Below are 581 nucleotides of genomic sequence, written 5' to 3'. Positions count from 1 at the left end.
CCGATGCTCCGCTGTCCACGCCATCCTGCTTCCCCACAAATCGCCCGCAGGAGAAGGGAATCACATCCGATTCAGGTAACTCAATTCCTTTTCGGATGGGCTCTTAGCGAAATGGCGAAGGCCGAGAAGATCGATAGAGGCTTCCTCGGCAAGATGCTGCGCCTGACGCTGCTGGCGCCGGACATGGTCGAGGCGATCCTCAATGGTTCGCAATCCATCGAGCTCGGCATAACGAGGCTCATGGGGCCATTCCCAAACAGATGGGATGAGCAGCGCGCAGTGATCGTAGCTTGTCGGCCGTGAAATTGGCTGAATGGGGCAGCGTTCCGCGGTTTTTGGGTGCTTGGGAAGTATCCGGATTTGCAAGATCGGCCAGGGTTGGGGGCGAAAACCTTGCAAACTGGCATGTTGGTTGCGGCCCGGGAGGGAGCGTGATTCGCTCGGCGGCGCCCTAGACGGGAGCCTGCCGATGCGCCCCAAGCAGCCCAAGGCCGAACCGCAGGAGGACCTCTTCCGCGCTCGGCTGGAGAACTTGGTAGACCCGCGGCATGCGCTGGTGCGCCTTGCCGGGCTGATCGACT

1 pseudogene is annotated in these 581 nt (G+C 61.1%); it reads left to right on the top strand.

Annotated features, from left to right (window positions below):
* A pseudogene (locus H7965_RS30655) lies at positions 1-303 on the top strand (hypothetical protein); the annotation flags it as partial.
* Positions 304-581: the final 278 nt, after the last annotated feature.

The organism is Siccirubricoccus deserti (genome assembly GCF_014283215.1).
Taxonomy (GTDB): domain Bacteria; phylum Pseudomonadota; class Alphaproteobacteria; order Acetobacterales; family Acetobacteraceae; genus Siccirubricoccus; species Siccirubricoccus deserti.
Note: the sequence above shows the minus strand (reverse complement) of the source record. Positions and strands in the feature narration are given on the sequence as shown.